This window comes from Paractinoplanes rhizophilus (assembly GCF_042664765.1).
Lineage (GTDB): Bacteria > Actinomycetota > Actinomycetes > Mycobacteriales > Micromonosporaceae > Actinoplanes > Actinoplanes rhizophilus.
The window spans coordinates 71657-97329 of the sequence record NZ_JBHTBJ010000020.1 but is presented as its reverse complement, the minus strand read 5'-3'; the positions used below and the strand labels follow the sequence as shown (position 1 = coordinate 97329).

Annotated in this window: 27 protein-coding genes; 10 read left to right on the top strand and 17 right to left on the bottom strand. The window is 72.3% G+C overall.

Annotated features, from left to right (window positions below; all coding sequences use genetic code 11):
• Window positions 1–23: 23 nt before the first annotated feature.
• From ACFQS1_RS24855 to ACFQS1_RS24820, 8 genes are all read right to left on the bottom strand, one after another.
• Complete coding sequence (locus tag ACFQS1_RS24855) at window positions 24–1031, bottom strand: Gfo/Idh/MocA family protein (protein ID WP_378972555.1); 1008 nt, start codon at window positions 1029–1031, stop codon at window positions 24–26.
• Entirely contained in the window at window positions 1024–1785 is a 762-nt protein-coding gene (locus ACFQS1_RS24850; protein ID WP_378972553.1) for a ThuA domain-containing protein, read from the bottom strand. The genes ACFQS1_RS24855 and ACFQS1_RS24850 overlap by 8 nt, the downstream gene beginning before the upstream one ends.
• On the bottom strand, window positions 1782–2252 hold the full coding sequence (locus ACFQS1_RS24845; RefSeq protein ID WP_378972551.1) for a nucleoside deaminase: 471 nt from the start codon (window positions 2250–2252) through the stop codon (window positions 1782–1784). Before ACFQS1_RS24845 ends, ACFQS1_RS24850 begins: the two co-directional genes overlap by 4 nt.
• Window positions 2249–2962 (bottom strand): phosphatase PAP2 family protein, encoded by a 714-nt coding sequence (locus ACFQS1_RS24840; protein ID WP_378972549.1) that lies wholly within the window; start codon window positions 2960–2962, stop codon window positions 2249–2251. The genes ACFQS1_RS24845 and ACFQS1_RS24840 overlap by 4 nt, the downstream gene beginning before the upstream one ends.
• A gap of 30 nt (window positions 2963–2992) precedes the next feature.
• Complete coding sequence (locus ACFQS1_RS24835) at window positions 2993–3691, bottom strand: phosphatase PAP2 family protein (protein WP_378972547.1); 699 nt, start codon at window positions 3689–3691, stop codon at window positions 2993–2995.
• A gap of 9 nt (window positions 3692–3700) precedes the next feature.
• Window positions 3701–4588, bottom strand: coding sequence for an RNA polymerase sigma-70 factor (locus tag ACFQS1_RS24830; protein ID WP_378972545.1), 888 nt, complete (start codon window positions 4586–4588; stop codon window positions 3701–3703).
• On the bottom strand, window positions 4585–5754 hold the full coding sequence (locus tag ACFQS1_RS24825; protein WP_378972543.1) for an NAD(P)/FAD-dependent oxidoreductase: 1170 nt from the start codon (window positions 5752–5754) through the stop codon (window positions 4585–4587). The genes ACFQS1_RS24830 and ACFQS1_RS24825 overlap by 4 nt, the downstream gene beginning before the upstream one ends.
• A gap of 80 nt (window positions 5755–5834) precedes the next feature.
• The gene (locus ACFQS1_RS24820) at window positions 5835–7397 is read right to left on the bottom strand and encodes a diguanylate cyclase (RefSeq protein ID WP_378972541.1); all 1563 of its coding nucleotides are present in this window, start codon (window positions 7395–7397) and stop codon (window positions 5835–5837) included.
• A 108-nt stretch (window positions 7398–7505) separates the two neighbouring features.
• On the opposite strand from ACFQS1_RS24820, the gene ACFQS1_RS24815 reads away from it, so the two are divergent.
• Window positions 7506–8729 carry a Clp protease N-terminal domain-containing protein gene (locus tag ACFQS1_RS24815; protein WP_378972539.1) on the top strand — a complete coding sequence of 408 codons (1224 nt, stop codon included), beginning with the start codon at window positions 7506–7508 and terminating at the stop codon, window positions 8727–8729.
• 8 nt (window positions 8730–8737) lie between these two features.
• Window positions 8738–9301, top strand: a complete 564-nt coding sequence (locus ACFQS1_RS24810) for a GNAT family N-acetyltransferase (protein WP_378972537.1) — start codon at window positions 8738–8740, stop codon at window positions 9299–9301.
• Here ACFQS1_RS24810 and ACFQS1_RS24805 read toward each other — a convergent pair.
• A complete protein-coding gene (locus ACFQS1_RS24805) occupies window positions 9298–9564 on the bottom strand; it encodes an acylphosphatase (protein WP_378972535.1) in 267 nt (88 codons plus the stop codon). The genes ACFQS1_RS24810 and ACFQS1_RS24805 overlap by 4 nt on opposite strands.
• Before the next feature lie 49 nt (window positions 9565–9613).
• Here ACFQS1_RS24805 and ACFQS1_RS24800 point away from each other — a divergent pair, with 49 nt between their 5' ends.
• Entirely contained in the window at window positions 9614–10537 is a 924-nt protein-coding gene (locus ACFQS1_RS24800; protein ID WP_378972533.1) for a serine hydrolase, read from the top strand.
• On the opposite strand, the gene ACFQS1_RS24795 is transcribed toward ACFQS1_RS24800, so the two are convergent.
• On the bottom strand, window positions 10485–11462 hold the full coding sequence (locus ACFQS1_RS24795; protein WP_378972531.1) for a nucleoside hydrolase: 978 nt from the start codon (window positions 11460–11462) through the stop codon (window positions 10485–10487). The genes ACFQS1_RS24800 and ACFQS1_RS24795 overlap by 53 nt on opposite strands.
• Window positions 11463–11615: 153 nt before the next feature.
• On the opposite strand from ACFQS1_RS24795, the gene ACFQS1_RS24790 reads away from it, so the two are divergent.
• Entirely contained in the window at window positions 11616–12281 is a 666-nt protein-coding gene (locus ACFQS1_RS24790; RefSeq protein ID WP_378972529.1) for an esterase/lipase family protein, read from the top strand.
• 74 nt (window positions 12282–12355) lie between these two features.
• Here ACFQS1_RS24790 and ACFQS1_RS24785 read toward each other — a convergent pair whose 3' ends face one another.
• The 4 genes from ACFQS1_RS24785 to ACFQS1_RS24770 form a co-directional block, all read right to left on the bottom strand.
• Window positions 12356–12838 carry a methylated-DNA--[protein]-cysteine S-methyltransferase gene (locus ACFQS1_RS24785; RefSeq protein WP_378972527.1) on the bottom strand — a complete coding sequence of 161 codons (483 nt, stop codon included), beginning with the start codon at window positions 12836–12838 and terminating at the stop codon, window positions 12356–12358.
• 127 nt (window positions 12839–12965) lie between these two features.
• Entirely contained in the window at window positions 12966–13394 is a 429-nt protein-coding gene (locus ACFQS1_RS24780; RefSeq protein ID WP_378972525.1) for an RpiB/LacA/LacB family sugar-phosphate isomerase, read from the bottom strand.
• Window positions 13395–13430: 36 nt separating this feature from the next.
• A complete protein-coding gene (locus ACFQS1_RS24775) occupies window positions 13431–14849 on the bottom strand; it encodes a COG1470 family protein (protein ID WP_378972522.1) in 1419 nt (472 codons plus the stop codon).
• A 33-nt stretch (window positions 14850–14882) separates the two neighbouring features.
• Window positions 14883–16361: a mannitol dehydrogenase family protein gene (locus ACFQS1_RS24770; RefSeq protein WP_378972520.1), complete on the bottom strand. Its 1479-nt coding sequence runs from the start codon at window positions 16359–16361 to the stop codon at window positions 14883–14885.
• 180 nt (window positions 16362–16541) lie between these two features.
• Here ACFQS1_RS24770 and ACFQS1_RS24765 point away from each other — a divergent pair, with 180 nt between their 5' ends.
• Window positions 16542–16730, top strand: a complete 189-nt coding sequence (locus ACFQS1_RS24765) for a (2Fe-2S)-binding protein (RefSeq protein ID WP_378972518.1) — start codon at window positions 16542–16544, stop codon at window positions 16728–16730.
• A gap of 52 nt (window positions 16731–16782) precedes the next feature.
• Window positions 16783–17265 carry a bacterioferritin gene (gene bfr, locus ACFQS1_RS24760; RefSeq protein ID WP_378972515.1) on the top strand — a complete coding sequence of 161 codons (483 nt, stop codon included), beginning with the start codon at window positions 16783–16785 and terminating at the stop codon, window positions 17263–17265.
• A 324-nt stretch (window positions 17266–17589) separates the two neighbouring features.
• On the opposite strand, the gene ACFQS1_RS24755 is transcribed toward bfr, so the two are convergent.
• Entirely contained in the window at window positions 17590–19038 is a 1449-nt protein-coding gene (locus ACFQS1_RS24755; RefSeq protein WP_378972513.1) for a helix-turn-helix domain-containing protein, read from the bottom strand.
• Between the two features lie 117 nt (window positions 19039–19155).
• Here ACFQS1_RS24755 and aceA point away from each other — a divergent pair, with 117 nt between their 5' ends.
• Both aceA and aceB read left to right on the top strand, forming a co-directional pair.
• Window positions 19156–20505: an isocitrate lyase gene (gene aceA / locus ACFQS1_RS24750; RefSeq protein WP_465263217.1), complete on the top strand. Its 1350-nt coding sequence runs from the start codon at window positions 19156–19158 to the stop codon at window positions 20503–20505.
• A 1-nt stretch (window position 20506) separates the two neighbouring features.
• Window positions 20507–22174: a malate synthase A gene (aceB, locus tag ACFQS1_RS24745; RefSeq protein WP_378972510.1), complete on the top strand. Its 1668-nt coding sequence runs from the start codon at window positions 20507–20509 to the stop codon at window positions 22172–22174.
• Window positions 22175–22289: 115 nt separating this feature from the next.
• Here aceB and ACFQS1_RS24740 read toward each other — a convergent pair whose 3' ends face one another.
• A complete protein-coding gene (locus ACFQS1_RS24740; RefSeq protein WP_378972508.1) occupies window positions 22290–23540 on the bottom strand; it encodes a sensor domain-containing phosphodiesterase in 1251 nt (416 codons plus the stop codon).
• A 38-nt stretch (window positions 23541–23578) separates the two neighbouring features.
• Window positions 23579–24073, bottom strand: coding sequence for an FBP domain-containing protein (locus ACFQS1_RS24735; RefSeq protein WP_378972506.1), 495 nt, complete (start codon window positions 24071–24073; stop codon window positions 23579–23581).
• A gap of 174 nt (window positions 24074–24247) precedes the next feature.
• On the opposite strand from ACFQS1_RS24735, the gene ACFQS1_RS24730 reads away from it, so the two are divergent.
• Window positions 24248–24994 carry a lytic polysaccharide monooxygenase gene (locus ACFQS1_RS24730; RefSeq protein WP_378972504.1) on the top strand — a complete coding sequence of 249 codons (747 nt, stop codon included), beginning with the start codon at window positions 24248–24250 and terminating at the stop codon, window positions 24992–24994.
• On the top strand, window positions 24979–25536 hold the full coding sequence (locus ACFQS1_RS24725; protein ID WP_378972502.1) for a DUF305 domain-containing protein: 558 nt from the start codon (window positions 24979–24981) through the stop codon (window positions 25534–25536). Before ACFQS1_RS24730 ends, ACFQS1_RS24725 begins: the two co-directional genes overlap by 16 nt.
• Window positions 25537–25673: the final 137 nt, after the last annotated feature.

Here is a 25673-nt window from a genome sequence, read left to right as displayed (position 1 = left end):
ACCGCGCGGCGAGCCGGCGCCGCTCACGGGGCGGCGCCGAGGACCTCCGCGATCGCGACGATCCGGTGCTCGGCCGCGGAGCGTACCGCGGCCTCCACCATGGCCAGGCTGACGATGTTGCGGGCGGCGGCCGAGTCCGGCCGCCGCCCGTCGCGGACGCAGCGCACGAACTCGGTCAGCGAACCCGCGATCCCCTCCGGCTCGGCGCCGACCTCGCCGGTCAGGACGGTGCCGTCGGCCAGTTGGGCGGCGGGCGCGTGGTCGCCGTCCCACACCGCGGTGCCGCCGGCGCCGCTGACCCGCCAGGCGCCGTTCCAGGAGGTCTCCAGGCCGGGCGCGCACCAGCTGCCGCTGAAGGTGAACCGGATGCCGCCGGCGAGCACGAAGGTCGCCTCGGCGGCCGCGTTGCCCGCGTACCAGCTCCACGGCGGGTTGTACGCGTCGCACCCGGCCGTCAGCGGGTCGGCCCCGGTCAGCAGGCGGGCCAGGTCGAACTGGTGTATCGCCATGTCCAGCAGCAGGGGATCGGCCATCTCCTCGCGGAAGCCGCCGAAGCGTGGCGCCCGGAAGAACTGGCAGGTGACCGTGCCGATCGGGCCGATCCGGGCGATCAGGCGCCGGAACGCGGCCAGGCCGGGGGAGTAGCGGCGGGACTGGGAGACCATCAGCAGCCGCCCGTGGCGCTCGGCCGCGTCGACCATCGCGCGGGCCTCGGCGACCGTGGGGGCGATCGGCTTCTCGCACAGCACCGGCAGCCCGGCGGCGAGCGCCGGGATCGTGGTGGCCCGATGCGCCTCGGGGATCGTCACGTTGACCATGGCGTCGGCCCGGGCCTCGGCCAGGACCGCGGTCAGGTCGGGGCCGACGAGGACGTCGCGGTAGCCGTGGTCGCCGGCCGCCGTGCGGGCGAGCCCCGCGTCGAGGTCGACCAGCGCGACCAGCTCGACGTCCGGGTCGGCCCGGATGGCGGCCAGCCAGGCCCGGCCCATCTGCCCGGCGCCGACCTGGAGCAGCCGCAGCGGCTCAGTCATCGATCGGCCCGGTGTAGCCGTGGCCGTGGAAGAAGTCGCCGGACTCGTACCGGAGCAGGGTCGGAGTTTCCCGCGGCCGGTCGCCGGCCGCCCACCGGACGCCGTTGGCGATCACCCGGCGGACGTCCCTGTGGTGGTAGACCGGGTAGTCCTGGTCGCCCGGGGAGAAGAAGAAGATCTTGCCGTGGCCGCGGCGGAACGTGCAGCCGGAGCGGAACACCTCGCCGCCGCTGAAGGTGGAGAGGAAGATCAGCTCGTCCGGGGCCGGGATGTCGAAGAACTCGCCGTACATCTCCTGCTGCTCGATGACGATCGGGTGCGGCACGCCCTGGGCGATCGGGTGGGTCGGGTTGACCGTCCAGACCAGCTCGCGGTCCCGCTCGCTGCGCCACCGCAGGGTGCACGTGGTGCCCATGAGCCTGCCGAAGATCTTCGACCAGTGCCCGGAGTGCAGCACCACCAGGCCCAGGCCGGACAGCACGTGCCGGTGCACCCGGTCCACGACGTCGTCGGCGACCTCGCCGTGGGCGGCGTGCCCCCACCAGACCAGCACGTCGGTGCCGGCCAGGACCTGCTCGGTGAGGCCGTGCTCGGGCTCGTCCAGGGTGGTCGTGGAGACCCGCGCCTCGTCCCCGAGGTTCTCCGCGATGCCCGCGGCGATCGTCGTGTGCATGCCGTCCGGATAGAGGTCTCGTACGTGCTGGTCGATCTGCTCGTGGCGGTTCTCGCCCCAGACCAGGACTCGCACGGTCACGACGGCTGGTGCAGGGCGCGCAGCTCCGCCTCGAGCTCGGGCGCCGGCCCGTCGACAACCGCGCCGGGGACGACGGCGGTGATCGGCAGCGCGGCCACCGGCGAGGCCGGCATGCCCCATCCGGTCCGCCACTCGACCAGCTGGGCGCTCGACAGCGCGTACACGATGCGCCCCAGCCCCACCCAGCCGTGACTGGCCGCGCACATCGGGCAATGCTCGCCCGACGTGTAGACGGTCGCCGCCGCCCGCTCCCCGGAGGTCATGTTGCGGGCCGCCCAGCGGGAGATCTCGAACTCCGGATGCCGGGTCTCGTCGCCGTCCTTCACCCGGTTGCGGTCGGAGAAGAGGACCTCGCCCGCCGCCGACACCAGGACCGAGCCGAAGGGCTCGTCGCCGTCGTCGAGGGCTTCGCGGGCCAGGTCCACGCAGCGCCGCAGGAAGGTCAGATCGGTCTCGGTGAGGGTCACGAGCCGATCTTATGAGGGTTTGCCCACGGCACGCGACGATCGAGGATCGCCAGCGCCATGATGGTGACGCAGAGCGCGCCGTTCAGGAACGACGCGGTGACGTCGCTCGGGTGGTGCATGCCGCGGTACAGGCGGGACACGGCCACGCCGACCGGCACCAGGATCAGGGCCCAGCAGAGCCATTTCGCCCACGTCCGGTTGACCTGGTGGGCGAGCACCAGGGCCAGGCCGGCGTAGAGGGCGAACGCCGCCGACGTGTGGCCGGACGGGAAGCTCGAGGTCGGCGGGGAGTCGTCCAGGTGCTTGACGGCGGGGCGCTGCCGGTCGATCACCAGGGTGGTGAAGAAGAAGACGATCGCCTGCGCGCTGACCGCGGCGCAGAGGAACAGCGGCTCGCGCCAGCTACGCAGCTTGCGCAGCAGGAGTACGGCGGCGATGCCGGTGACCGCGATGATGACCGGCGTGCTGCCGATCAGGCTGAAGATCTCGGTGAGCACGTTGAGCGGGCCGTCGCGGTGGGCGGCGAAGTACCGGTTGACGCCGTCCTCGGCGGTGAACGGCCACACGTCGCCGAGCACCCTGGTGACCAGCAGCCCGAGGCCGATCATCGCGAGCAGGAGCGCGGCGACGGGCAGCAGGATTCGCTTGGCCACGGCGGCGACATGGGGCAGATCCACATAGTTTCGTGCGGCTGCTGCGGTCTCGGGCATGGATCGCGCTCTACCCGGTTCGCCGCCCTTCTATGCGTTGCCGGATCCGATCCCGTCACCATCCGCGACCTTTTCCCTCGATAGCTCCCGGCGGCCGGCGGGCAGCCCGCGCCGGGCGATCAGCGCGACCGCGACGCCGAGCAGCCAGCCCGCGACGACGTCGCTGGTCCAGTGCACGCCGAGCGCCACCCGGCTCAGGCCGGTCACCAGCGGGATCGCGACGGCGGCGGCCCAGAGCCAGAAGCGGGCGCGGGGCCGGCCCGCCGTGTACGGCAGCAGGACGATCAGGAAGACGGCGGCGCCGAGCGCGTTGTTCAGCGCGTGGCCGGACGGGAACGAGTAGCCGGTCGCGCGGGCCACCGGGTCGAGCAGGTCCGGCCGGTCCCGGCCGACCAGGAGCTTGAGCAGGCCGCCGAGGATGCCGCCGGCGGCCATCGTGACGGCGACCCACCAGGCCGGCGGCCAGCGCCGGCGGCGGGCCAGCCAGATCACCAAGCCCACGGCCGCCACCCGCCACGTGTTCGGGTGGAAGACCAGGCTCCACCAGGTCATGGCGTCGACCCACGCGGGGTGGTCCAGCGCGAAGCCGTGCAGGGCGTCGGTCACCGACCGGTCGAGCCGGTCGAGCCAGCCGACCCGGCCGACGACCAGGACGGCGAGCAGGGCGGACGGCGCGAGCAGCAGGATCGCGCCGGCCGCCAGCGAGGTCAGGCGTAGTGGGAGCCGCATGAGCCTCCGCTATACCCGGTAATGGTCGCCACTTGCCACCGCGCCGAGTTTGTCGGGGTTCGCGACGTTGTGGATGGCGACCACCCGGCCGTCCGGGGAGATGTCGAGCGTGATCGTGGCGATCACCCGTCCGTGGCCGCGGAAGACCATGCCCGGCATGCCGTTGATCTCGGCCGGCGCCGCGCTCATGTCGGCCGGGGCGACGCCCTGGTAGGTGGCCGTGCCGAGCGAGGCGAACCAGGCGGCCACGACCGCGGCGCCGACGACCGGGCGCAGGGCCTGGCGGACCTTGCCGCCGCCGTCGGTCCACAGGGTCACGTCCGGCGACAGCAGCTCCATCAACGCGTTCACGTCACCGCCGGTGGCGGCGGCGAAGAAACGGTCGGTCACCTCCCGCTGCTGGGCCCGGGTGGCGGCGAAGCGCGGCCGCCGGGCCGTGACGTGGGCGCGAGCCCGATGCGCGGCCTGCCGCACCGACTCCTCGGAGCGGTCGACCGCGGCGGCGATCTCGGCGTGGCTGAAGTCGAAGACCTCGCGCAGCACGAAGACCGCCCGCTCGAGCGGGCTCAAGGTCTCCAGCACGACGAGCATCGCCATCGAGACCGAGTCGGGGTCGGCCGGCGAGTCGGTGAGGATCGGCTCGGGCAGCCACGGCCCGGCGTAGACCTCGCGCCGCCGCTGAGCCGCGCGCAGCCGGGCGAGGGCCTCGTTGGTGACGATGCGGGCGAGATACGCCTTGGGGTCGGCCACCTCCGAGCGGTCGGCCGACGACCAGCGGATCCACGCGTCCTGCACCGCGTCCTCGGCGTCGGCGGCCGAGCCGAGGACGCGGTAGGCGACGGCGAACAGGAGGTTGCGGTGCCGATCGAAGACACCGGCGGCGCGGTCGCCGGTCATGAGCGCTTCCCGTGCGGCCAGAACGCGCCCGACGCGGGGAACCGCTTCATGCGGCGGTAGGTGGGCCAGGGCGACGCGGTCACCACTTCTTTGTAGCGGGCGGCGAGCCGGCCCGTCAGGTAGAAGCGGCGCGGGCTGTCGTCGCCGTGGGTGAACTGGACCACGCCGTCGCCGCGGCCGAGGCTGACCGGGGTGTGGTAGTAGCCGAACCGAAATTTTCTGGGCTCCTTTCCGGCCAGCGTGCGAATGATCGACAGCGCCGCGTGCACCCCGGTGGGCATGCCGCCCTGGCACGTGCCGTGCATGATCCCGTACGGCTGTCGGATCGCCGCCGCGTCGCCGACCGCCCACACGAACGGGTGCGAGACCGACCGCAGCGCCTCATCGGTGACGATGCGCCCCCGGGCGTCGGTCTCGATGCCCGCGGCGAGCGGAGAAATTTTCGTGCCACCCGCCCACAGGAAGACGTCGCCGGGCAGAAAGACCCCATTGACGCGTACGCCCGAGGGCAGCACCTTGTCGATCTCGCCTTGGACCGTGCGCACACCGAGCCGCGCGAGGGCCCGGCGCAGATAGTCCCCGGCCCGCGGGTTCATGGTCGCGCCCGGAGCCGACCGGCCCACCAGCGTGACGGTCGCCGACGGGTACCGCGAGGCGATCTCGGCGGCCGACTCGACGCCGGTCAGCCCGGTGCCCCCGACCACCACGTGCTTCGCCGCGGCCAGCCGCGACGGCAGCAGCTCCGCGTCCTCGACGGTGTAGCCGTGCTCTGCCGCCCCGGGGACGGACGACGTGTCGGGGACGGCGCCCAGGGCGTACACCAGAAAGTCGAATTTGATTTTGCGGTCCTCGAGCGAAACCGTGCGCCGATCGAGGTCGACCGAGGTGACCCAGCCCTGCTCGAAGCGCGCGCCCGTGCCGGCCAGCAACGACGGGATGCGCAGCTCGGCGACCTCCTGCCCGGTCGCGGCCATCGGCAGCCGCAGCCGCTCGGTGAACCGGTCGCCGGCGTTGACCAGCGTCACCCGGACGTCGCCCGCGGAAAGCTGAGCGTCGCCCGCGGAAAGCTGAGCGTCGCCCGCGGCCGGCCGGATCTTGCGGGCGGCCAGCTGGATCGCCGCCGCCATGCCGGCATAACCGGCGCCGAGAATCACGATGTCTGTCATGCCCGCGAGATGAGAACCGCCCGCCCCGGCGTGACGCGACGTGACCGGCGTCACTGCCGGGCCTCCGGGGCCGCGGCCGCTCAGGCCGCGCGCATCGCCTGATCCCCGAACGACTCGACGCCGTCGCCGCCGCGCCGTTTCACCCGGTACATGGCCTCGTCGGCGCGGCGCAGCGTCTCCGGAAGATCGATGGCGGCCGCGGCCGCCACCCCGACGCTGATCGTCGCCGGACAGTCCGGGATGTCCCGGACGGCCGCCACCATCCGCTCGGCAATCGCCACGGCGAGATCGGCATCCGCGCCCGGCAGCAGGGCCGCGAACTCGTCGCCGCCGAAGCGGGCCAGCAGATCCTCCGGGCGCAGCTGGGCCGCCAGGGCGGTCGCGATCGCCCGCAGCGCGGCGTCCCCGGCCGCGTGCCCCGCCGCGTCGTTGATCTGCTTGAACTTGTCGGTGTCCACCAGCACGACCGTGACCAGGTCGGCCGGCCGGGCCTGGGCCTGCCGCACCGCCCGGTCGAACGCGCCGCGGTTGGCGATCCCGGTCACCGCGTCCAGCGCCGCCGCCCGGGCCGTCTGTTCGTGCTGCCGGCGCAACAGCTCCAGCGACTTCATCGCGGTGACCGTCTGCAGCGTGCGCGAACGTTGCCGCCACAGTTGCGCGGCGAGCGTGTCCCCGTAGGAGAGCCCGACCGCCGCGTCCCGCGACCCGCGCGCGGCCAGCAGGACCGCCCGGGTGCGGTGGGTGGCCGACTCGATGAGCCAGCCGGCGTCCGGTGGCAGGTCCGCCACCGCGCGCTCCAGCACCGCGAGGGCGTCCGCCTCCCGCCCGGATCGGAGCAGCGCCACCGCGTGGAAGGGCCGCGAGTACGCCAGCGCCGCCGGGCTCACCCCGCGGGCGGTCAGCGCCGCGAGGGCCTGGGCGATCTCCACGGCCGCGCCGGCCGGGTCGTCCCGGTCCGCTTTCGCGCACGCGGCCGCGAGCCTGGCGTAGTCGCGCCAGGCCGGGGCGTCCGGCCCGTCCGCCTCCGCCGCCGCCCGCAGCGCGAAGTCCTCGGCCGCGGCGGTGTGCGACTCGGCCTCGGCGACCTGCCCGACCTGGTACAGCTCCAAGGCCCAGAACAGGTGCATCTCGGCCTGGTTGAACAGCCACATCGCCCGGTTCCCGCTGCCGGGCGGGCTCATCTCGTACGCGGCGTCGTACTGCGGGCCGACCCGCTCGTAGAGGCGCAGCTCGAAGTAGCCGATGGCGACCGCGACCCGGGCGTTGACCGCGGCGATCGGCTCGGTCTCGCCGACCGCCACGGTCTCCGCGGCGACCAGGTCGTGCAGCACGTCGTCGAGCTCGTACGCGTCGCCGCGCCGCAGGTGGTGTGCGGCCCGGGTGGCCAGCGCGCAGGCGAGCCAGCCGGGGCTGTCCTCCCGCTCGGCGGCGCGGGCCATCAGGTCGAGCGCGGGCAGCGACACGTCCGGATCGCCGAGGTTGACCAGGGCGATGGCCCGGACGAAATGCATGCAGGCCGGCCCGTCGGCGATGTCGCCGGTGCGCGCCGCCAGGACGCGTTCGGCCTCGCCCAGCACCGCGCGGGCGTGCCCGCTCTGCGCCCGTTCGAGCAGCCTCGCCGCCTGTCGCGTCACCTCGCCCATCGACCCTCCCGACGCGCCTATCGGCAGCGCCGGCCGGGACGGGAGCGAAACGCCGGCCCGCTTTGTCGTACCGTCGATGCTGCCCCTACCGGCTTCGGGAGGCGCCACATGTTCGAGAAGTTCACCAGTCAGGCGCGTCAGGTCGTCGTCCTGGCGCAGGAGGAGGCGCGCCTGCTCCAGCACAACTACATCGGCACCGAGCATCTGCTGCTCGGGCTGCTCGACCAGGGCGACGTCGCGGCGGCGGCCGGGCTCTCCGCCGACCAGGTCCGCGCGCGCGTCGAGGAGGCCGTCGGCCGGGGGCAGCGCGAGGCGAGCGGGCACATTCCGTTCACGCCGCCGGCCAAGAAGACCCTCGAGCAGGCGATGCTCGAGGCGAAGGAGATCGGCGACGGCACCATCGGCGTCGAGCACCTGCTGCTCGGGCTGCTACGGCAGACCGACAGCGCGGCGGTGCGGGTGGTCACCGGGCTGGGCGCCGACCCCGGCGAGATCCGGCGCCGGGTGCTGGCGGCGCCGCCGGCCGGCTCGGCCGGGCCGTCCCCGGTCACGCATGTGACGGCGATGACCTCGTCGATGCCCGCGCCCGGTCCGCTGCGGGCGTTCGCGCGCGCGGTCCCGGTGCTGGAGAGGTACGCCCGCGTCGTGGACCCGCGGCCGGTCGCGGGGCGGGACGCGGAGATCGAGCGGCTGCGGCAGGTGATCAGCCGGCGCACCCGCAACAGCGCGGTCCTCGTCGGGTCGCCGGGCGCGGGCCGGCGGGCGGTGGCCGAGGGATTCGCGTCGTCGTCCGGCGCCAAGGTGTACGCCGTCGATTTCGCACTGGTCGCCGTGGGCGCCGACACCCGCGCCGAGGCGGAGTGGCGGATCACCGCGCTGCTCGCCGCCCTGCGCGACGCCGTCGTGCTGACCGAGGAGCTGGCGCCGTTCGAGGGCCTGCCCGGCGATCACGGTCCGTTGCTCGCCGTGTTCGTGCGGGCCGCCCTGGAACGCCAGGAGCTTCAGCTGATCACGACGTCGTCGCCGGACGCCTACGAGAAGCTGGACCCGCGGCTTTCGCATCTGCTGCAGAAAGTTGCGGTGAGCACGCCGAGCGCGCCGGCCGCCGCCGAGATGCTCGCCGCGGTGCGGCCCCGCTACGAGGCGCACCACGACGTGCGCATCGACGACGCCGCGCTCCCGCTCTGCGCCACGCTCGCCGCCGAGCACCTCGGCACGCTCCCGGCGTCGGCGACGCACCTGCTCGACGAGGCGTGCGCGGGCGCGGCCGGCACCGATCGGGTGGTCGCCGAGGCCGACGTGCGGGCCGCCCTCAAGAGGTTGCGAAGCTAGGAGATTTCGTGGAATTCCGGCAAGTCGGCGCCGAGGTGTTGCCCGATCTCGGCGCGCTCTTCGACAGCAACGCCACGATGCGAGCCTGCTACTGCATGTGGTTTCTGCTCTCCTCGAAGGAGATGGACCAGGGCTGGGGCGGTCTCAACCGCACCCGGTTCGAGGAGGCGGTCTCGTCGTCCGGCGAGCCGTTCGGCGTGCTCGCCTACGACGCCGGCCGGCCGGTGGGCTGGTGCGCGATCGGCCCGCGCTCCCGCTACGCGCGGGTGCTGCGATCGCCGCTGATGAAATCGCGCGACGCCGCGGAGGACGGCGAGGTCTGGATGGTGCCGTGCTTCTTCGTCCGCGTCGGCGAACGTCGCCGCGGCACCACGAAACTTCTGCTGGAGGCGGCCGTCGACGCCGCCCGCGCGCAGGGCGCCACCGCGGTGGAGGGCTTTCCGCTGGCCGGGCCGGGGCCGCACAAGGACGACCGCTACCTGGGCACCGAGGGCCTGTTCGCGGCGTGCGGCTTCACCGTGATCGCGCGCCCGTCACCACGCCGGGTGGTCATGCGGCTCCCGCTGGGTTAGCGGATCTCGAAGGCGGTCAGCCCCTCGGGCGGCTCCTCCGCGACGGTGACGCCGGTGACCTCGGCGTCGGCCGGGCCACGCCGCGACCACGCGACGAGCCGGTCGACATTTTCCGCCGTACCCTCGAAAACCGCCTCGACCCGCCCGTCCCGCAAGTTTCGCACCCAGCCCGCGACCCCCTGCTGGCCGGCCACCCGGCGGCAGGTGTCGCGAAAGAAGACGCCCTGCACGACGCCCGAGACCAGCACCCGCCTCCGCACCACGAAAACAGCCTAGTTTGATGAGCGCCGGGCGGTGCGGCAGTATGCACGGGTGCGTGGCAACCGAATCGCGATCTTCGCTGTGGCCGCGGCCGTGATCCTCGGCGGCGGGGGCCTGATCGCCCTGGGCCTCGGCGGGACGGACGCCGCCACCAGCCTGTCGCCGAGCTCGCTGATCCACGGCGACAAGCCCTCGTCGGCCGCCGCGTCCCCGTCGCCCACCGGCCCCAGTCCCGAGGAACTGGCCAAGGCCAAGCGGGACAAGCAGGTCAAGGCCCTCGACGCGGCGCTCCGGAAGCTGGACGCCACCTCGCCCGAGTTCTCCGTCGCGGTTCTCGACCGGAAAACCGGTGCCAAGTACGCCTACCGCGGCGCCGAGAAATACGACACCGCCAGCATCGTGAAGGCCCAGATCCTCGCCTGCGTGCTGTTGACGGACCAGGATGCCGGGCGCGAGCCGACGAAGACCGAGATGGCCCTGGCGAAGCCCATGATCCGGCTGAGCGACAACAACGCGGCGACGTCGCTGTTCCAGCGGGTCGGTGCCCGCAGCGGCCTCACGAAGTGCAACAAGCGGCTCGGTCTCACCCACACCGTGGTCAACAGCTCGTGGGGCCTGACCCGCACCACCGCCGACGACCAGATCCGGCTCCTCGCCGAGCTGGCCGACACCAAGGGCCCGCTCGACGCCGGCTCCCGCAAGACCGCCTTCACCCTGATGAGCACGGTGAGCTCGGCTCAGGACTGGGGCGTCCCGTCGATCGCCAAGACCGGCGAGACCGCGATCGTGAAGAACGGCTGGGACACCCGCTCGGCCGACGGCGGGCTCTGGGCGGTCAACACGATCGGCCGGGTGACCTCGGACGACGTCGACGTGGCGGTGGCCGTGCTCTCGCACGACAACAAGTCGATGGAGGGCGGCATCACGCTGGTGCAGAAGGTCGCGAAACTGACCCGGCAGTACCTGCAGTACTGACGTTGCGCACCGCCGCCATCAGCAGGCGCCAGAAACTTTCCACGTCCAGGCCCACCGCGACGTCCGCGTTCGGCTCACGCCCGGTGCGGCGGTGCAGGTCGGCGACGGTCGCGCCGCGGGTGTACGTGCCGGCGAGCTCGACCGCGACGGCGACCTTCTCGGTCCGCACGATCGCCGGGTCGATCACCCGCGCGACCGCCACCGGATCGTGCACGGGCGGGTGGCCGAACCCGAAGTTCCGCCGGTACGCGTCCGCGAAGAACGTCATCAGTTCGGCGCAGACGCTGCCCACCCGGGTGTCCATGGCCCGGAACTCGGCGATGATCTCGTCGGTCGCCAGGGCCTGGTGCGTGACGTTCAGCCCGATCATCGTGGTGCGCAGGCCGGAGCGCAGCACGATGTCGGCCGCCTCGGGGTCGGTGACGATGTTGAACTCGCCGTACGGCGTGGTGTTGCCGCGCTCGGTCGAGCCGCCCATGAAGACCACCTCCGCGATCCGGGGCAGCACCTCGGGATGCAGGCTCAGCAGCAGCGCGACGTTGGTCAGCGGCCCGGTGGCGATCAGCGTGACCGGCTCGTCCCGCGCCCGGATCAGCCGCCGCATGAGCTCGACCGCGTGCACGCCGGCGACCTCGGCGACCGGTCCGTCCAGGTCGGGTCCGTCCAGCCCGGACTCGCCGTGGATGTCGGCGGCGACGGTGAGGGCGCCGACGAGTGGGCGGCCGGCGCCGGCCGCGACCGGAATCGTGCCGGCGCCGGCGAGCGCGAGGATCCGCTGGGCGTTGCGGGTCGTCTTCTCGAGCGTCTGATTGCCGGCGACGGTGGTGACGCCCAGCAGGTCGAGGCCAGGACTGCCGAGCGCGAGGAGCAGGGCCAGCGCGTCGTCGTGCCCGGGGTCGCAGTCGATGATCACCGGTGTCGTCATGCCCCCGACTGTATTGAAAACGCTCCCGTACCCCGCCGATCCGGGTGTCGAGGATTTGACCGGCGCTGACATCGACCACCGGCGATTTCGCCGATGCGTGACCCCTCTTGATGCACGGAGGATGCAGAAACCCCGAACTTCCTGGAGGGTTTCATGCGTCGTCTCGTCGTCCTCCTCACCGCCGTGCTGGCCGCGCTCGCGCTGAGCCCGGCTCCGCCGGCGGCCGCCGCCCCCGGCACCCCGGTGATCTTCGTGCACGGCTACACCGGCAGCGCCTCGAACTGGACCACCGCGATGTCGGTGTTCCGCGCCGGCGGGTACTCGAGCAGCCAGCTGTTCGCGTACGAGTACAACTCGTACGGCAACAACATCACCAACGCCCAGGGGCTGGCCAGCTACGTCAGCCAGGTCCGGGCCCGCACCGGCGCCGCGCAGGTCGACATCGTCAACCACTCGATGGGCGGCCTGGTCAGCCTGTGGTACCTCAAGCAGCTGGGCGGCGCCCAGTACGTCCGGCACCTGGCCTCGATCGCCGGCGCCAACCACGGCACCACGTACGCCGCCGCCTGCCTGGCCTTCGTCACCTGCCAGCAGATGTATCCGGGCTCGTCGTTCATTCGCACGCTGAGCGCGGGCGACGAGACGCCCGGCAGCACCCGCTACGCGACGTGGTACTCGCCGTGCGACGGCATCATCATCCCGTTCACCAGCACCGTGCTGAGCGGCGCCACCAACAACTACGTCGTGTGCCAGACCCACATCGGCTACCTGGCCGACACCGTCACGCTCACCCGGATCCGATCCTTCCTGGCGACCTGACCCGCTCCCGCGATGCGGCCGCGCACCCGGCAAGGGCGCGCGGCCGCTGTCCGCAACGGCCCGGGGACCGGACTTCAGAGGAGCGCGGGCTGCAGCGCGCCCTCGTGGGTGAGGAGTTGAACCTTGCGCTCGACCCCGCCGGCGTAGCCGCGCATCGAGCCGTCCGCGCCGATGACGCGGTGACACGGGCGCACCAGCAGGAGCGGGTTCGCGCCGACCGCCGCGCCCAGCGCCTGGATCCGGTCGCGCGGCAGCCCGAGCCGCGCGGCGAGGGCGCCGTACGTGGTGGTCGTGCCGTACGGGATCCCCTCCAGCGCGTGCCATACGCGCCGCTGGAAGTCGGTGCCGCCGGGGGTGAACGGGATGTCGAACCGGGTGAGCTCGCCGGCGAAGTACGCCGCCACCTGGCGGATGACGCCGGCGAACGGGGCCGCGTCCCGGCGCGCGCCGGCCGGCACGTTCCGCCGGCCCGGCATGGACAGCGAGGTCAGCGTGGCCCCGTCGCCCACCAGGAGCAGCTCGCCCACCGGGCTCGTGATGGTGGTCCAGGCGGTCATCGTCGTCTCCTTCGCGGTCGGCTTCGTTCCCGGTCAACTCTGCCGCCGGCGGCGCCCGCATGCTGGCGGGATTCGGACATCGCGCTGACGTCGGCCGGGGCCGGACCGCCGATGGCCGGCGGCGGCGTCACCGGGGGCGGTCCAGGCTCCGGAGCCGGGCGATGCTCTCCGCCTCGTCCGGATCCGGCCGCGGGGTCTCGAGGAACGCGCGCAACACCTCGACCGCGACGTCCGGCGCGAGCCGTTTGAGGCTCATCGCCAGCACGTTCGCGTCGTTCCACAGCCGGGCGCCGCGGGCGATCCACGGGTCCCAGGCGAGCGCCGCCCGCGCGCCGGGCACCTTGTTGGCCGCGATCGCCGTGCCGGTGCCGGTCCAGCACATCACCACGCCGTAGTCGGCCCGCCCGTCGACGACCGCCTGCCCGACGAAGCGCCCCAGGTCGGGCCAGCCCGGCGACCCGTCCGGCCCGATGACCTCGTACCCGTCATCGGCCAGAGCCTTGACCACCGCCCGCGTCGTCTCGTTCTCGTCGTCGCTCGCAAAAGCCACCCGCATGCCCGGAGCCTATGCCGACGCCGGCCGCGAAAACGCTCAGCCGACCGGGGCGAAGCGCAGCTTCGACACGGCCACCGGCGCGCCCGCGGCGGCCGGTTTGATCGTCACGTAGTCGACCCCGCCGTGCGCCTTCGCCAGCTCGGCCGTGACCACCAGGCCGGGGGCAGGCTGGCGGGTCAGGTCGACGAACGTCGCCTCCATCTCCAGCGAGTTCGGCACAACCGGGATCACCTGCACCGCGCCGGCCTGGCCGCCCGGCAGGAAGTCCAGCAGCAGCGGCACCTCGTGGCACCTGGTCGGGTCGTCCGGCGAGCTGGACGTCAGGAACCGGCGGTTGCTGGCCTGATCGGTCAGCACCGCCGCGCTGCGGGCGTTCTCGCAGCCCGGCACGGCGATCGTCCCCGGGTCCGCGCTGACCAGGAAGCCCTGGTTGCGGAACGCGTCCGACGGCACGACGCCGTCCGGCGGCGAGGTCAGGTCGACCTCGCGCAGCCCGCCGCCGTTGTTCGCCGGCGGGTCCGTGGCCGGTGGCGGCGCGGCCGACGTGGCGGCGGCCGCGGAGTTCGTGGCGGCCGGCGCCGCCGAGGCGGCGGCCGAGGTGGCCGGCGGCGCCGCGCTGGCCTGCTGCTGTTGCTGGGCCCCGGTCGGCGCCGCCGGAACGGTCGGCGCGGGCTGGACGGCGGCCGTGGGGGAGGGCTTGTCGTTGCCGCGGGCGAGCAACGCCGGCACCGCGATGGCGGCCGCCAGCACGACGACCCCGGCCGCGATCCCGCCGAACTTCGCGAACTTCGACGCGAACCGGGGCTGCTGCACGAACGACGCCGTACCGGTCACCGGGGTGGCGCCCAGCACCTCGGGAGCGGCCGTGATGGTCAACTGCCGCTGCTTCTCGCGATTCCACGGCAACGGCGCCGAGACCGCCAGCAACGCCCGCGCCGCGACCCCGGGCGGCAGGTCCAGATAGGCCGGCTGGAACACCGCGCTGACCCGCCGCTCGGGGTCGGTCGCGTTCAGCAGCAGCCGCACCGGCGCGTTGCCGCCGTTGGACACCTCGACGGTGAATTGGCCGGACTTCCCGCCGTTGACCACCTCGGGCGTGGTCCGCAGGGTGATCTGCTCGACGCTCGCCAGTTGGATCGGCACCTCGACGCAGCGTGAGACATCGTGCCGGTAGGGCGAGCGCACCAGCGCGCCCACCACATACGTTCCCGCGGGTGGCGGCGGCTGCACCGGCAGAGTCACGCGCACGGTGAGGGTGGCGCTCTCGGCCGGGCGCAGCTTGGCGACCTCGGGCTCGGCACGCACGGTCGCCCCGTCGGGCAGGCCGAGCATCTCGACGCCGTAGTGCTCCACGATGTCGCTCGCGTTGCGCACGGTGACGTCGAACTGCAGGTTGTCGCCGGGGGCGGCCTCGGCCCGCTCCGGCGCGACGTTGACACGCAGCGGCAGGGTCACCGGCTCATGCTGACACCCCGGCACAAGCCGGAGCTATACCAGACCCGACACGAGATCTTCGAGGGTCGCTTTCGCTCCCTTGCGGTGCAGGCTTCCCAGGACCGAGGTGTACGCCGAGACGAAGCGCTCGTCGTCCGCCAGATCACCGAAGACCTCCCGATCCTCGATGAACGCGAGCGGCTCCGACCGTTGCCGCCGGGCGTTGGCCACCAGCCGATCGCGGAGCTGGTCGACCACCTCGATCGGCCGTCCCTGCTCGTCGACGCCCTCGGCGTACCGGGCCCAGGACGCCACGATCGCGGTGGACAGCAGGATCTCGCCGCCGGTCTCCAGGTTTCGCCGGATCACCGGCAACAGCCACTTCGGGATCCGGTCGGAGCTTTCCGCGCACAGCCGCGCGACGGTGTCGCGTACCTGCGCGTTGGAGAACCGGTCGATCAGCTGATGCTGGTATTCGCGGAGATCGACCCCGGGGACCTCGGCCAGCGTCGGGGTGGCCTCCCGTTCCATGTACGCCAGGAGGAAGCGCGCGAAGAGCGGGTCCTGCGCCGCGTCGTGGACCAGCCGGTATCCGGCGAGCCAGGCGAAGTAGCACAGCCCCTGGTGCGAGGCGTTGAGCAGGCGGAGCTTCATCAGCTCGTACGGCTCGACGTCCGGCACCACCTGCACGCCGGCGTCCTCGAACGGCGGCCGCCCACTGCCGAATCTGTCCTCCAGCGCCCATTGCGTGAACGGCTCGCACACCACCGGCCAGCCGTCGTCCACGCCGAACCGCTTGCGCACCTGCTCGCGGTCGTCGTCGGTGGTCACCGGGGTGATCCGGTCGACCATGCTGTTCGGGAAGTTGACGTTCTCGGCGACGTAGGAGGCCAGGCCCGGGTCGCGCAATCGGGCGTACGCCACGAAGGACCGCCGCGCCGCCTCCCCGTTCCCCTGGATGTTGTCGCAGCTCATGATGGTGAAGGGCGCCAGACCGCGGGCCTTGCGCCGCTCGATGGCGGCGGTGATCAGACCGAAGCTGGTGCGCGGCGACGCGCCCGGCTGCAGGTCATGCCGGACGTCCGGGTTGTCGGCCATGAACTCGCCGGTCACCGCGTTGAAGTTGTACCCGCCCTCGGTGACGGTCAGCGAGACGATCCGGACGCCGGGGGAGGCCATCTTCTCGATCACCGCCTCCGGGTCGTCGGGGGCGTAGAGGTACTCGGCGATCGACCCGATGACGCGCGCGTCGAGCCCGCCGTCGGGCGCCTTCACCACCAGCGTGTACAGCCCGTCCTGGGCCCGCAGCACGTCCCGCATGCGCCGGTCGGCCGGCATCACCCCCACCCCGCAGATGGCCCAGTCGTGGGCCGTGCCCGCGCTCATCAGCCGGTCCAGGTACATCGCCTGGTGGGCGCGGTGGAAACCGCCCACCCCGAAGTGCACGATCCCGGTTGTCAACCGCGACCGGTCGTAGGTCGGGACGGCGAGATCCTTCAGGTCGGACAGCGTGGCGGTGCGCAGCGGCAGCATCTTCGGTGACCTCCCGGCGGTGGTTCGGGGATGACCCTCAGCATCCCACCGGGACCGCTAGGTCACCGATGACCGAATCCGATGATCTTGTGACCGCCGCGGGCAGTGCGGGGTTTGCGTGAACGGGCATTTTAGGGCAGCCTTACGAAGGTAAGCCTTACCGACGAAGGAACGCCGCCCATGTACGTCTGTGTCTGCCAGATGGTTCGCGAGAACGAGGTTCGCTCCGCGATCCGCTGTGGCGCGCGCTCCGAGGAGTCGGTCGGCGACGCGTGCGGGGCCGGCACCGGCTGCGGAAGCTGCCTCGATCGCATCTGCGAGCTGATCGAGGAGGAGGCGGGCGACACGCAGCTGCCCTACGCCGCGTAGTCCGTCCGGGAACGTACAGTTACCCCCGATTAGTCCGAATCTGGGGGTAGGCATGCACGGCGACGCTCGGGTCATCGAGTTCCTCAACGAGCAGCTCACCGCGGAGCTCACCGCGATCAACCAGTACTTCCTGCACGCCAAGATGCAGGAGAACTGGGGCTACGGCGTGCTGGCCAAGCACACCCGGGCCGAGTCGATCGACGAGATGCGCCACGCCGAGCTGCTCACCGACCGCATCCTGTTCCTCGAGGGCCTGCCCAACTTCCAGCGGCTGTTCCCGCTGCGGATCGGCGAGTCGGTCAGGGAGCAGTTCGAGTGCGACATCAAGGTCGAGATCGAGGCCGTCGACCGGCTGCGCCGGGGCTTGGAGTACATGCGCTCGATCGGCGACATCACGTCGGCCCGCATCTTCGAGGACATCCTGGCCGACGAGGAACACCACGTCGACTATCTGGAGACCCAGCTGGCCCTGCTCGAGAAGCTGGGCGAGCCCCTCTACCTGCAGAACGTCACGGAGCACCCGCCGGCCGGCTGACCCAGGCTGACCCCGGCGGCCATCGCGCCCACCAGGTGGGCGAGCTGCCGCGTGGTGCCACGGCGAGCTCGAACCGGGTACCTGGCGAGGTTCCGGGACCCAGGTCTGTTCCGTGGTCTGAGCTGGGTGTTCGCAACGCTTGCTCTGCTCACCCACAGGAAGCGCCCACGCCAGGCGCCCGGGCGCGCGCGGGCGTCCATGATGAGGCGCTTCGCCCGCATCGACCCGAGGCGACCGGGCTGTGCTTACCGCAGGTGAGCAGAGCAAAGGCAGCGCAGGACCGCAGGTGAGCAACGGCGGTGAGGTGGTTGTTCACCGCGGTGTCTAGGCGCGGCGCTCCAAGAACTCGTACACGTCCTGGTTGTCGACCCCGGGGAACGTGCCCGGCGGCAACGCCGCCAGCAGGTGCGAATGCACCCGGGCGCTCGGCCACGCGTTGCCCGACCAGCGTTCCACCAGGTCGGCCCGCGGCCGGCGGCAGCAGTCCGGGTCGGGGCAGCGCGACACCGTCCGCCGCGTCGTGTCGCCGCCGCGGAACCAGCGGGCGTGCTCGTACGGCGTCCCGACCGTCACCGAGAATTCGCCCGAGCGGGTCGACTCGATGTGGACGGTGCACCAGTACGTGCCGGCCGAGGTGTCAGTGAACTGGTAGAACGACGAATACGGGTCCTCGGACTGGAAGATGGTGCGCGACGCCCACTTGCGGCAGATCGGCTGGCCCTCGATGGCGCCGGTCACGTCGGACGGGAAGCGGACGCCGTCGTTCTCGTACGCCTTGTAGACGATGCCGTTCTCGTGGACCCGGGTGAAATGCACCGGGATCCCGAAGTGGTGGGTCGCCAGGTTGGTGAAGCGGTGCGCGGCGGTTTCGTAGGAGACCCCGAAAGCGTCGCGGAAATCGTCGATGGCCAGGGCCCGGTCGGCCTTGGCGTCGCGGAGAAACTCGACCGCGAACTTTTCCGGCATCAGCAGCGCGGCGGCGAAGTAGTTGGCCTCGACGCGCTGGCGCAGGAAGTCGCCGTAGTCGGACGGGTCGTTGTGGCCGAGCACGAAATGCCCGAGCGTCTGCAGCACCACCGCGCGTGGGTCGTGGCCCTTGCCGCTGGCCACCTGGGGCAGGTAGATGCGCCGGTTTTTCAGGTCCGTCACCGAGCGTGTCGAGCCGGGCAGGTCGTTCACGTAGTGCAGCGAGAAGCCCAGCGATGCCGCGATGTCGAGGATGCCGCGCTGCGACAGCGGCCCGGTCGTGTATCGCACCGACTGCAACACCCGGGCGGCCGCCGCCTCGATCTCGGCGAAATAGTTGTCGCGCTCGCGCATGTTGTCCCGCAGCCGCGCGTTGGCCTTCCGGGCCACCTCGGGGGTCGCGCTGCGCTCGGCGAGCACCCGCGCCAGCTCGCGATGCAGACCCACGAGGGCTTCGAGGGCGTCCGCCGGCAGCCTGCGGCCGCCGCGGACCAAGGGCAGACCCAAGCTTTCGTACGTCTGCTCGCGCTGGAAATGAGCGAGTTCGATCTCGAGCCCGGCCCGCCGGCTGGGCGCCTCGGCCCGCAGCAGATCCTGCAGCGGCACGCCGAGCGCGGCGGCGATGCCCTGCAGCACGGAAAGTTTCGGCTCGCGCTTGCCGTTCTCGATCAGCGACAGCTGCGACGGCGCCCGGCCGACCGCCTCGCTGAGCTGCTCGAGCGTCATGCCCTTGGATTTGCGCTGGTGACGCAGCCGCTGCCCGAGGGTGACCAGGTCAACGGTGCCGTCCGAAAGTGAAGCCGTCACGGGTTTTGACGTTAGCAGAAATTCCGCGTTTCTTCTCGTCACAAACGCCTCCCTGGCCTCTTGCGGCGTACGTCAGAGTCAAAAACAACGCGACAGGCGTACTGGAAGGGACTTGAAATGACTGATCAGCTGACCGAAGTCAGGGGCGGTACCGCTGCGGACCTCACCAGGGCGTGGGCCGGCGATCCCCGGTGGCTCGGCATCAAGCGCAGCTACACCGCGCACGACGTGGTCAAGCTCCGCGGCACCGTCCAGGAGCGGCACACCCTGGCCGAGCGCGGCGCGCGGCGGCTCTGGGAGCTGCTGAACAGCGAGGACTACATCAACGCGCTGGGCGCGCTCACCGGCGGCCAGGCGGTCCAGCAGGTGCGGGCCGGCCTCAAGGCCATCTACCTCTCCGGCTGGCAGGTCGCGGCCGACGCCAACCTTTCCGGAAATACGTACCCGGACCAGTCGCTCTACCCGGCCAACTCGGTGCCGGCCGTGGTCCGGCGGATCAACAACGCCCTGATGCGGGCCGACCAGATCGACACCGCGGCTCGGTATGCCGCCGGCGCCGGGTCCTCCGGACGGCGCGGAGAACCCGGAGCAAACCCCGATGAGCGGCACGAGCGCGACTGGCTGGCGCCCATCGTGGCCGACGCCGAGGCCGGCTTCGGTGGCCCGCTCAACGCGTTCGAGCTGATGAAGGCCATGATTCAGGCGGGCGCCGCGGGCGTGCACTGGGAGGACCAGCTCGCCAGCGAGAAGAAGTGCGGCCACCTCGGCGGGAAAGTTCTCATCCCGACCGCGCAACACATCCGCACGCTGAACGCGGCCCGGCTCGCGGCCGACGTGCTGGGCGTCCCGTCGCTGGTCATCGCCCGCACCGACGCGCTCGCCGCCGACCTGCTCACCACCGACGTCGACGAGCGGGACAAGCCGTTCCTGACCGGTGAGCGCACCGCCGAAGGTTTCTTCCGGGTCAAGAGCGGGCCCGCGCCGGCGATCGCGCGCGGTGTCGCGTACGCGGATTATGCCGATCTTCTCTGGGTCGAGACCGGGAAACCGGACCTCGAGTTCGCGCGCGAGTTCGCCGAGGCGGTCCACCAGGAGCACCCGGGCAAAATGCTCGCCTACAACTGCTCGCCGTCGTTCAACTGGAAGAAGAACCTGGACGACGCCGACATCGCCCGCTTCCAGAAGGAGCTCGGCGCGATGGGGTACAAGTTCCAGTTCGTCACGCTCGCCGGGTTCCACGCGCTCAACCACTCGATGTTCGAGCTGGCCCGCGGCTACGCCGAGAGCGGCATGACCGCGTACGTGAAGCTGCAGGAGGCCGAGTTCGCGGCCGAGGCCGACGGCTACACCGCGACCAAGCACCAGGCCGAGGTCGGCACCGGCTACTTCGACGCGGTGTCCACGGCCCTCAACCCGGACAGCTCGACCACCGCCCTCAAGGGCTCGACGGAGACGGAGCAGTTCTGAGATGGGCAACGAAGAGGTCACCATCACGGGTACGACCGACGGCCGCTACGCCGAGATCCTGACCCCCGGGGCCGTCGCGTTCGTCGTGGCGCTGGACCGCGAGTTCGGCGCCCAGCGGGTGCAGCTGCTGGAGCGCCGCCGGCGCCGCCGGGCCACCCGCACCGACGAGCTCGACTTCCTGGCGTCCACCGCGCCGATCCGCGCGGACGACTCGTGGCGGGTGGCGGCGCCGGCGCACGACCTGCTCGACCGCCGCGTGGAGATCACCGGCCCGCCCGAGCGCAAGATGACCGTCAACGCGCTCAACTCCGGCGCCAAGGTGTGGATGGCCGACTTCGAGGACGCCACCGCCCCCACCTGGGAGAACGTGCTCCTCGGCCAGCTCAACCTGCGCGACGCGCTGGACGGCACGCTGGACTTCACTGCGCCGGACGGCAAGGAGTACAAGGTCAACGGCTGGACGCCGACCATCATGGTGCGCCCGCGCGGGTGGCACCTGCCGGAGGCGCATCTGCGGATCGGCGGGCGGGCCGTGTCGGCCACGCTGTTCGACTTCGGGCTCTACATGTTCCACTGCGCGCAGCGCCAGATCGACAACGGCAGCGGGCCGTACTTCTACCTGCCGAAGCTCGAGTCGCACCTGGAGGCCCGGCTCTGGAACGAGGTCTTCGTCTTCGCCCAGGAGCAGCTGGACATCCCGCGCGGCACGATCCGCGCCACGGTGCTGATCGAGACGATCACCGCGGCCTTCGAGATGGAGGAGATCCTGTACGAGCTGCGCGAGCACTCGGCCGGGCTCAACGCGGGTCGCTGGGACTACCTGTTCAGCATGATCAAGAACCGGCCGGACGTGGTCCTGCCCGAGCGGTCCCAGGTCACCATGACGGCGCCGTTCATGCGGGCGTACACCGAACTGCTGGTCCGCACCTGCCACCGGCGCGGCGCCCACGCGATCGGCGGCATGGCCGCCGTCGTGCCCAGCCGCGACCCGGTCGCCGCCAAGCGCGCGCTCAACCAGGTGCGCCAGGACAAGCGGCGCGAGGTCGGCGACGGCTTCGACGGCTCCTGGGTCGCCCACCCGGGCCTGGTCGCGACCTGCCGCGAGGTGTTCGACCAGTGGCTCGGCGAGGAGCCGCACCAGATCGTGCGCAAGCGCGACGACGTGCGCGTGACCCGGGACGACCTGCTCTCAATCCGGGTTGACATCGGTTTTCCGCCGCGGGATGGCACAGTGAAGGCGGCCGGCGTGCAGGTCAGCGAGGTCGCGCTGCGCAACAACGTCAGCGTCGCGCTGCGCTACATCGCCGCCTGGCTGGGCGGTCGTGGCGCGGTCGCGCTCGGCGGCCTGATGGAGGACGCCGCCACCGCCGAGATCTGCCGCGCGCAGCTCTGGCAATGGATCCACGCGAGCACCCCGACCGACTACGGCGTGCCGGTCTCGGCCGCCCTGGTCACCCGGATGCTGCGCGAGGAGCTCGACGTGCTCAGCGAGACCGGGGCCCTCGACGAGGACGCGGCGCGGCGCTTCGGCCAGGCCCGGACGCTGCTGACGGTGCTGCTCACCGAGCGCACCTGCCCCGAGTTCCTCACGCTGCCGGCGTACCTGCGTCACATGTCCGGCGGCTCGGCCTCCACCGCGGCCACCGAGCAGGCTCCTGTCGCGGCCTGATCGGCGGTGCGAGCGGCGCGGCCCCGGCACTGGGCCGCGCCGCTCCTCGCATCATCGTTTGTCGCCGGCCACACGGGCTGACCCGCCTCGGGGGTGGCGCCGAGGCGGCGGCCGATCATTGCTGACCGAGCAGCGCGGGCAGCCGGGCCGGCGACAGCCACGCCAGCAGCGCCCGGGCCGCCTCGAGGACGAGGGCCCGGTCGTGGGTCAGCGCGAACTCGAAGCGGCGCTCCGGGTCCGGCCCGGTGTCGCCGAGATCGCGGGCGACCAGCGCGGCCGCCCGGTGCGGCCCGACCGCCAGCACGTTCCACTCGCCGCGCAACGCGTCGTTGTCGTCGAGGCCGGCGCCGCGTACGCCCGGGGCCGGCTCCGCGTCCAGGCCGGCGCCGAGGGCCGCGACCAGCGGGGCCCGCCCAGCGATCCGGGCGAAGCGGCGGGCCGTGGCCGGCGTGAAATGCCGTGCTTCCTGGAAGCAGGCGAGCAGCACGCACGGCTCGCGGCCGTCGGCCGCGAACGCCTCCAGATGCCGGCTCATCGGCATCAGCTGGGCCTTGGTGGCCGCGTGCGCCGGGCGACGGTCCGCGATGATCTGGTACGGCGTGCGCCGGTCGCGTTTCGGCGCCGGCAGGAACGGCAGCCGCGACCCCGCCCGCGCCCCGGCCGGCAGCGGTCCGGGCCGCCCGAAGTACCAGCCCTGCCCGACCGTCGCGCCCATGGCCCGCGCCACGGCCAGGTGCTCGGCCGTCTCGATGCCCTCGGCCAGCACCACCGCGCCGCTCGCCTCGGCGTACGCGGCGACCGCCGCCACCACCCGGGCGGTGTGCGGGTCGCCCGGCGCGCGCAGCAGGCCCATGTCGAGCTTGACCACGTCCGGCTGCACGAACGGCATGAGCGCGAGCGACATCGGGTCGGCGCCGACGTCGTCGAGGGCCACGCCCCAGCCCGACGACCGGCACGCGGCCGTCGCGGCGAGCAGCCCGGACGGGTCGTCGGCGATGGCGCGCTCGGTCATCTCGGTGACCACCCGCAGCCGGTCGGCGGCCGCGGCGGCCAGCGGCGCCAGGTCGTCCGGGCAGTCGTCGCGCGACGCGGCCGGCTCCATGTTGACGAACCAGGTGAGGTCCGGGTCGGCGTCGGCGGCGAGGATGCTCCGGTACGCCCGGGCGCGGCAGATCCAGTCGAGCTCATTCGCCCGCCCCACCGCCCGGGCGCCCGCGAACAGGGCGGCCGGGGACTCCCACGGGCCGGCGGCCGGGCCGCGGCTGAGCGCCTCGTAGCCGAGCACCCCGCCGGACGCGATGTCGACGAGCGGCTGGAAGACGGACGTCACCGCGCGCGCGTCGAGGACCTCCCCGATGTTCTGCACAAGACCACAGATCGGCGGGCCGGCGACGAACCTGAGGATCAGCGGCCCGAGGTCACCCGCTTCACGAAGCCGTTGAGCGTGGTCATCGCCCGGTCGACCCGCTCGTCGAGGGTGAGCGTCTCCTCCTGCCGCACCAGGCGGCCGCGCGGTTGCCGCTTGCCCCGCAGGTAGAGCGAGCACGCCAGGTCGGTGCAGATGTACTCGCCGACCGTGTTGCCTTGCCGCCCGGCCGCGCCGGCGAGCGGCGCCACGAAGAGGGTCACGCCGTCGGCGGTGTGCCCGGTGTGACAGACCCGGCACATGCTCGACCGCGTCATGCTGGTGCGCCGGGAGTCGGGCCGCCGCAGGACGACGCCGGTCGGCCCCGGCAGCACGATCAGGGCCCGCTGCGGGGCGCCGGGGTCGGTCCAGCCGAGGAAGTCCAGGTCGGGCCAGGGCACGGCGGCCAGGTCGGGCATCTTGATCCGGCCCGCCTCGCCCTTGGAGCAGTTGACGAAGGACGCACGGATCTGCTGCTCGGTGAGTGGTTCCACCGGCCGAACGTAACGGATCACCCGGGAGCGGGCAGCCGATTAACGACCCATCGAAAATCTTCGTTAGCTCTCTTTACTGTTAACACTCTTTAACTTATGTTGGGCCCCACGAGCAGCTTGCATCGACCCCCATCGACGCAAGTCCGCCGATCCCCCATGAAGAAGGAGTACTTCATGAGACGCAGATTCCTGCTCCCTGCACTGACCGTCGCCGCGACCGCCGCCTCGCTCCTGGTGGCCGTCGCCCCCGCCTCCGCGCACGGCTACATCTCGTCCCCGCCCAGCCGCCAGGCCAACTGCGCCAGCGGCGCCGTCGCCAATTGTGGCGACATCGTCTACGAGCCGCAGAGCGTCGAGGCCCCCAAGGGCTCGAAGCAGTGCAACGGTGGCGGCTCCCGGTTCGCCGTGCTCAACGACAACAGCAAGGCCTGGCCGGTTGCCGGCGTCGGCCGGACCGTCACCTTCAACTGGATCCTCACCGCCCGGCACTCCACCAGCACGTGGGAGTACTTCATCGGCAACACGCTGCTCGCGTCCTTCAACGACGGCGGCGCGCAGCCCGGCGCCACCAAGCAGCACACCGTCAGCATGGGCAGCTTCAGCGGCCGGCAGACCGTCCTCGCCCGCTGGAACATCGCCGACACGGCCAACGCCTTCTACTCCTGTGTGGACGTGAACATCGGCGGCGGCAGCACCACGCCCACCACGCCGCCGACCACCACGCCCACCACCGCCCCGACGACCCGGCCGCCCACCACCTCGCCGACCACCGCGCCCTCCGGCACGTGGCGGGCCGGCGCCAGCTACGCCGTGGGCGCCGTGGTCACCTACAACGGCATCTCCTACCGGTGCCGGCAGGCGCACACCGCCATCGCCGGGTGGGAGCCGCCCAACGTGCCCGCCCTGTGGCTAGCCATCTGATCCGCCTCGCGCTGATCCTGGCGCTGGTCGCCGGCTGCTCCCCGGAGCGGCCGGCGGCCCCGCCCGCGCCCGCTTTCAACGCCGCCGACGTGATGTTCCTGCAGATGGCCCTCGAGCAGATCGGCGAGGGGGAGCAGGTGGCGGCGCCGGCGGCCGAGCGAGCCACCGACCCGCGGATCCGCGACGTCGCGGCCGAGCTGCGCGCCCAGTGGACGGAGGAGTCCGGCACGATGCGGCGCTGGCTGCTCGGCTGGCAGCAGCCCCTGACGGCCGATCCCGCCGCCGGAGCGCACGCGGGACACGGCGCACTGCACGCCCTGCGGGCGGCCGACATCGAAGAGTTGCGGTCCGCGTCATCCGGCCAAGAGTTCGATCGTACGGCGGTGAGCCTGCTCCTCGGGCATCTCGGCAATTGCGTCGAGACGTCCCGGATGGAGGAGTCCGGCGGCGCCTACCCGCCCGCGCGGGCCCTGGCCGCCACCGTCACCCAGCGGCGACAGGCCCAGGTGCGGCGGCTGCTGACACTGGCCGCCGCCCAGTGAGCGCCCTGGCGGGTGAGCGTCCGATGTGCCGGCCCCGCAGGGGTGAGCGTCCATGTGCCGGCCCGTCTGAGTGGGCGCACAGTGCGGGCGTCGCGAACCGGGGCGCACGGCCATCGCCGGGCGTGGCCGCCGTGGGC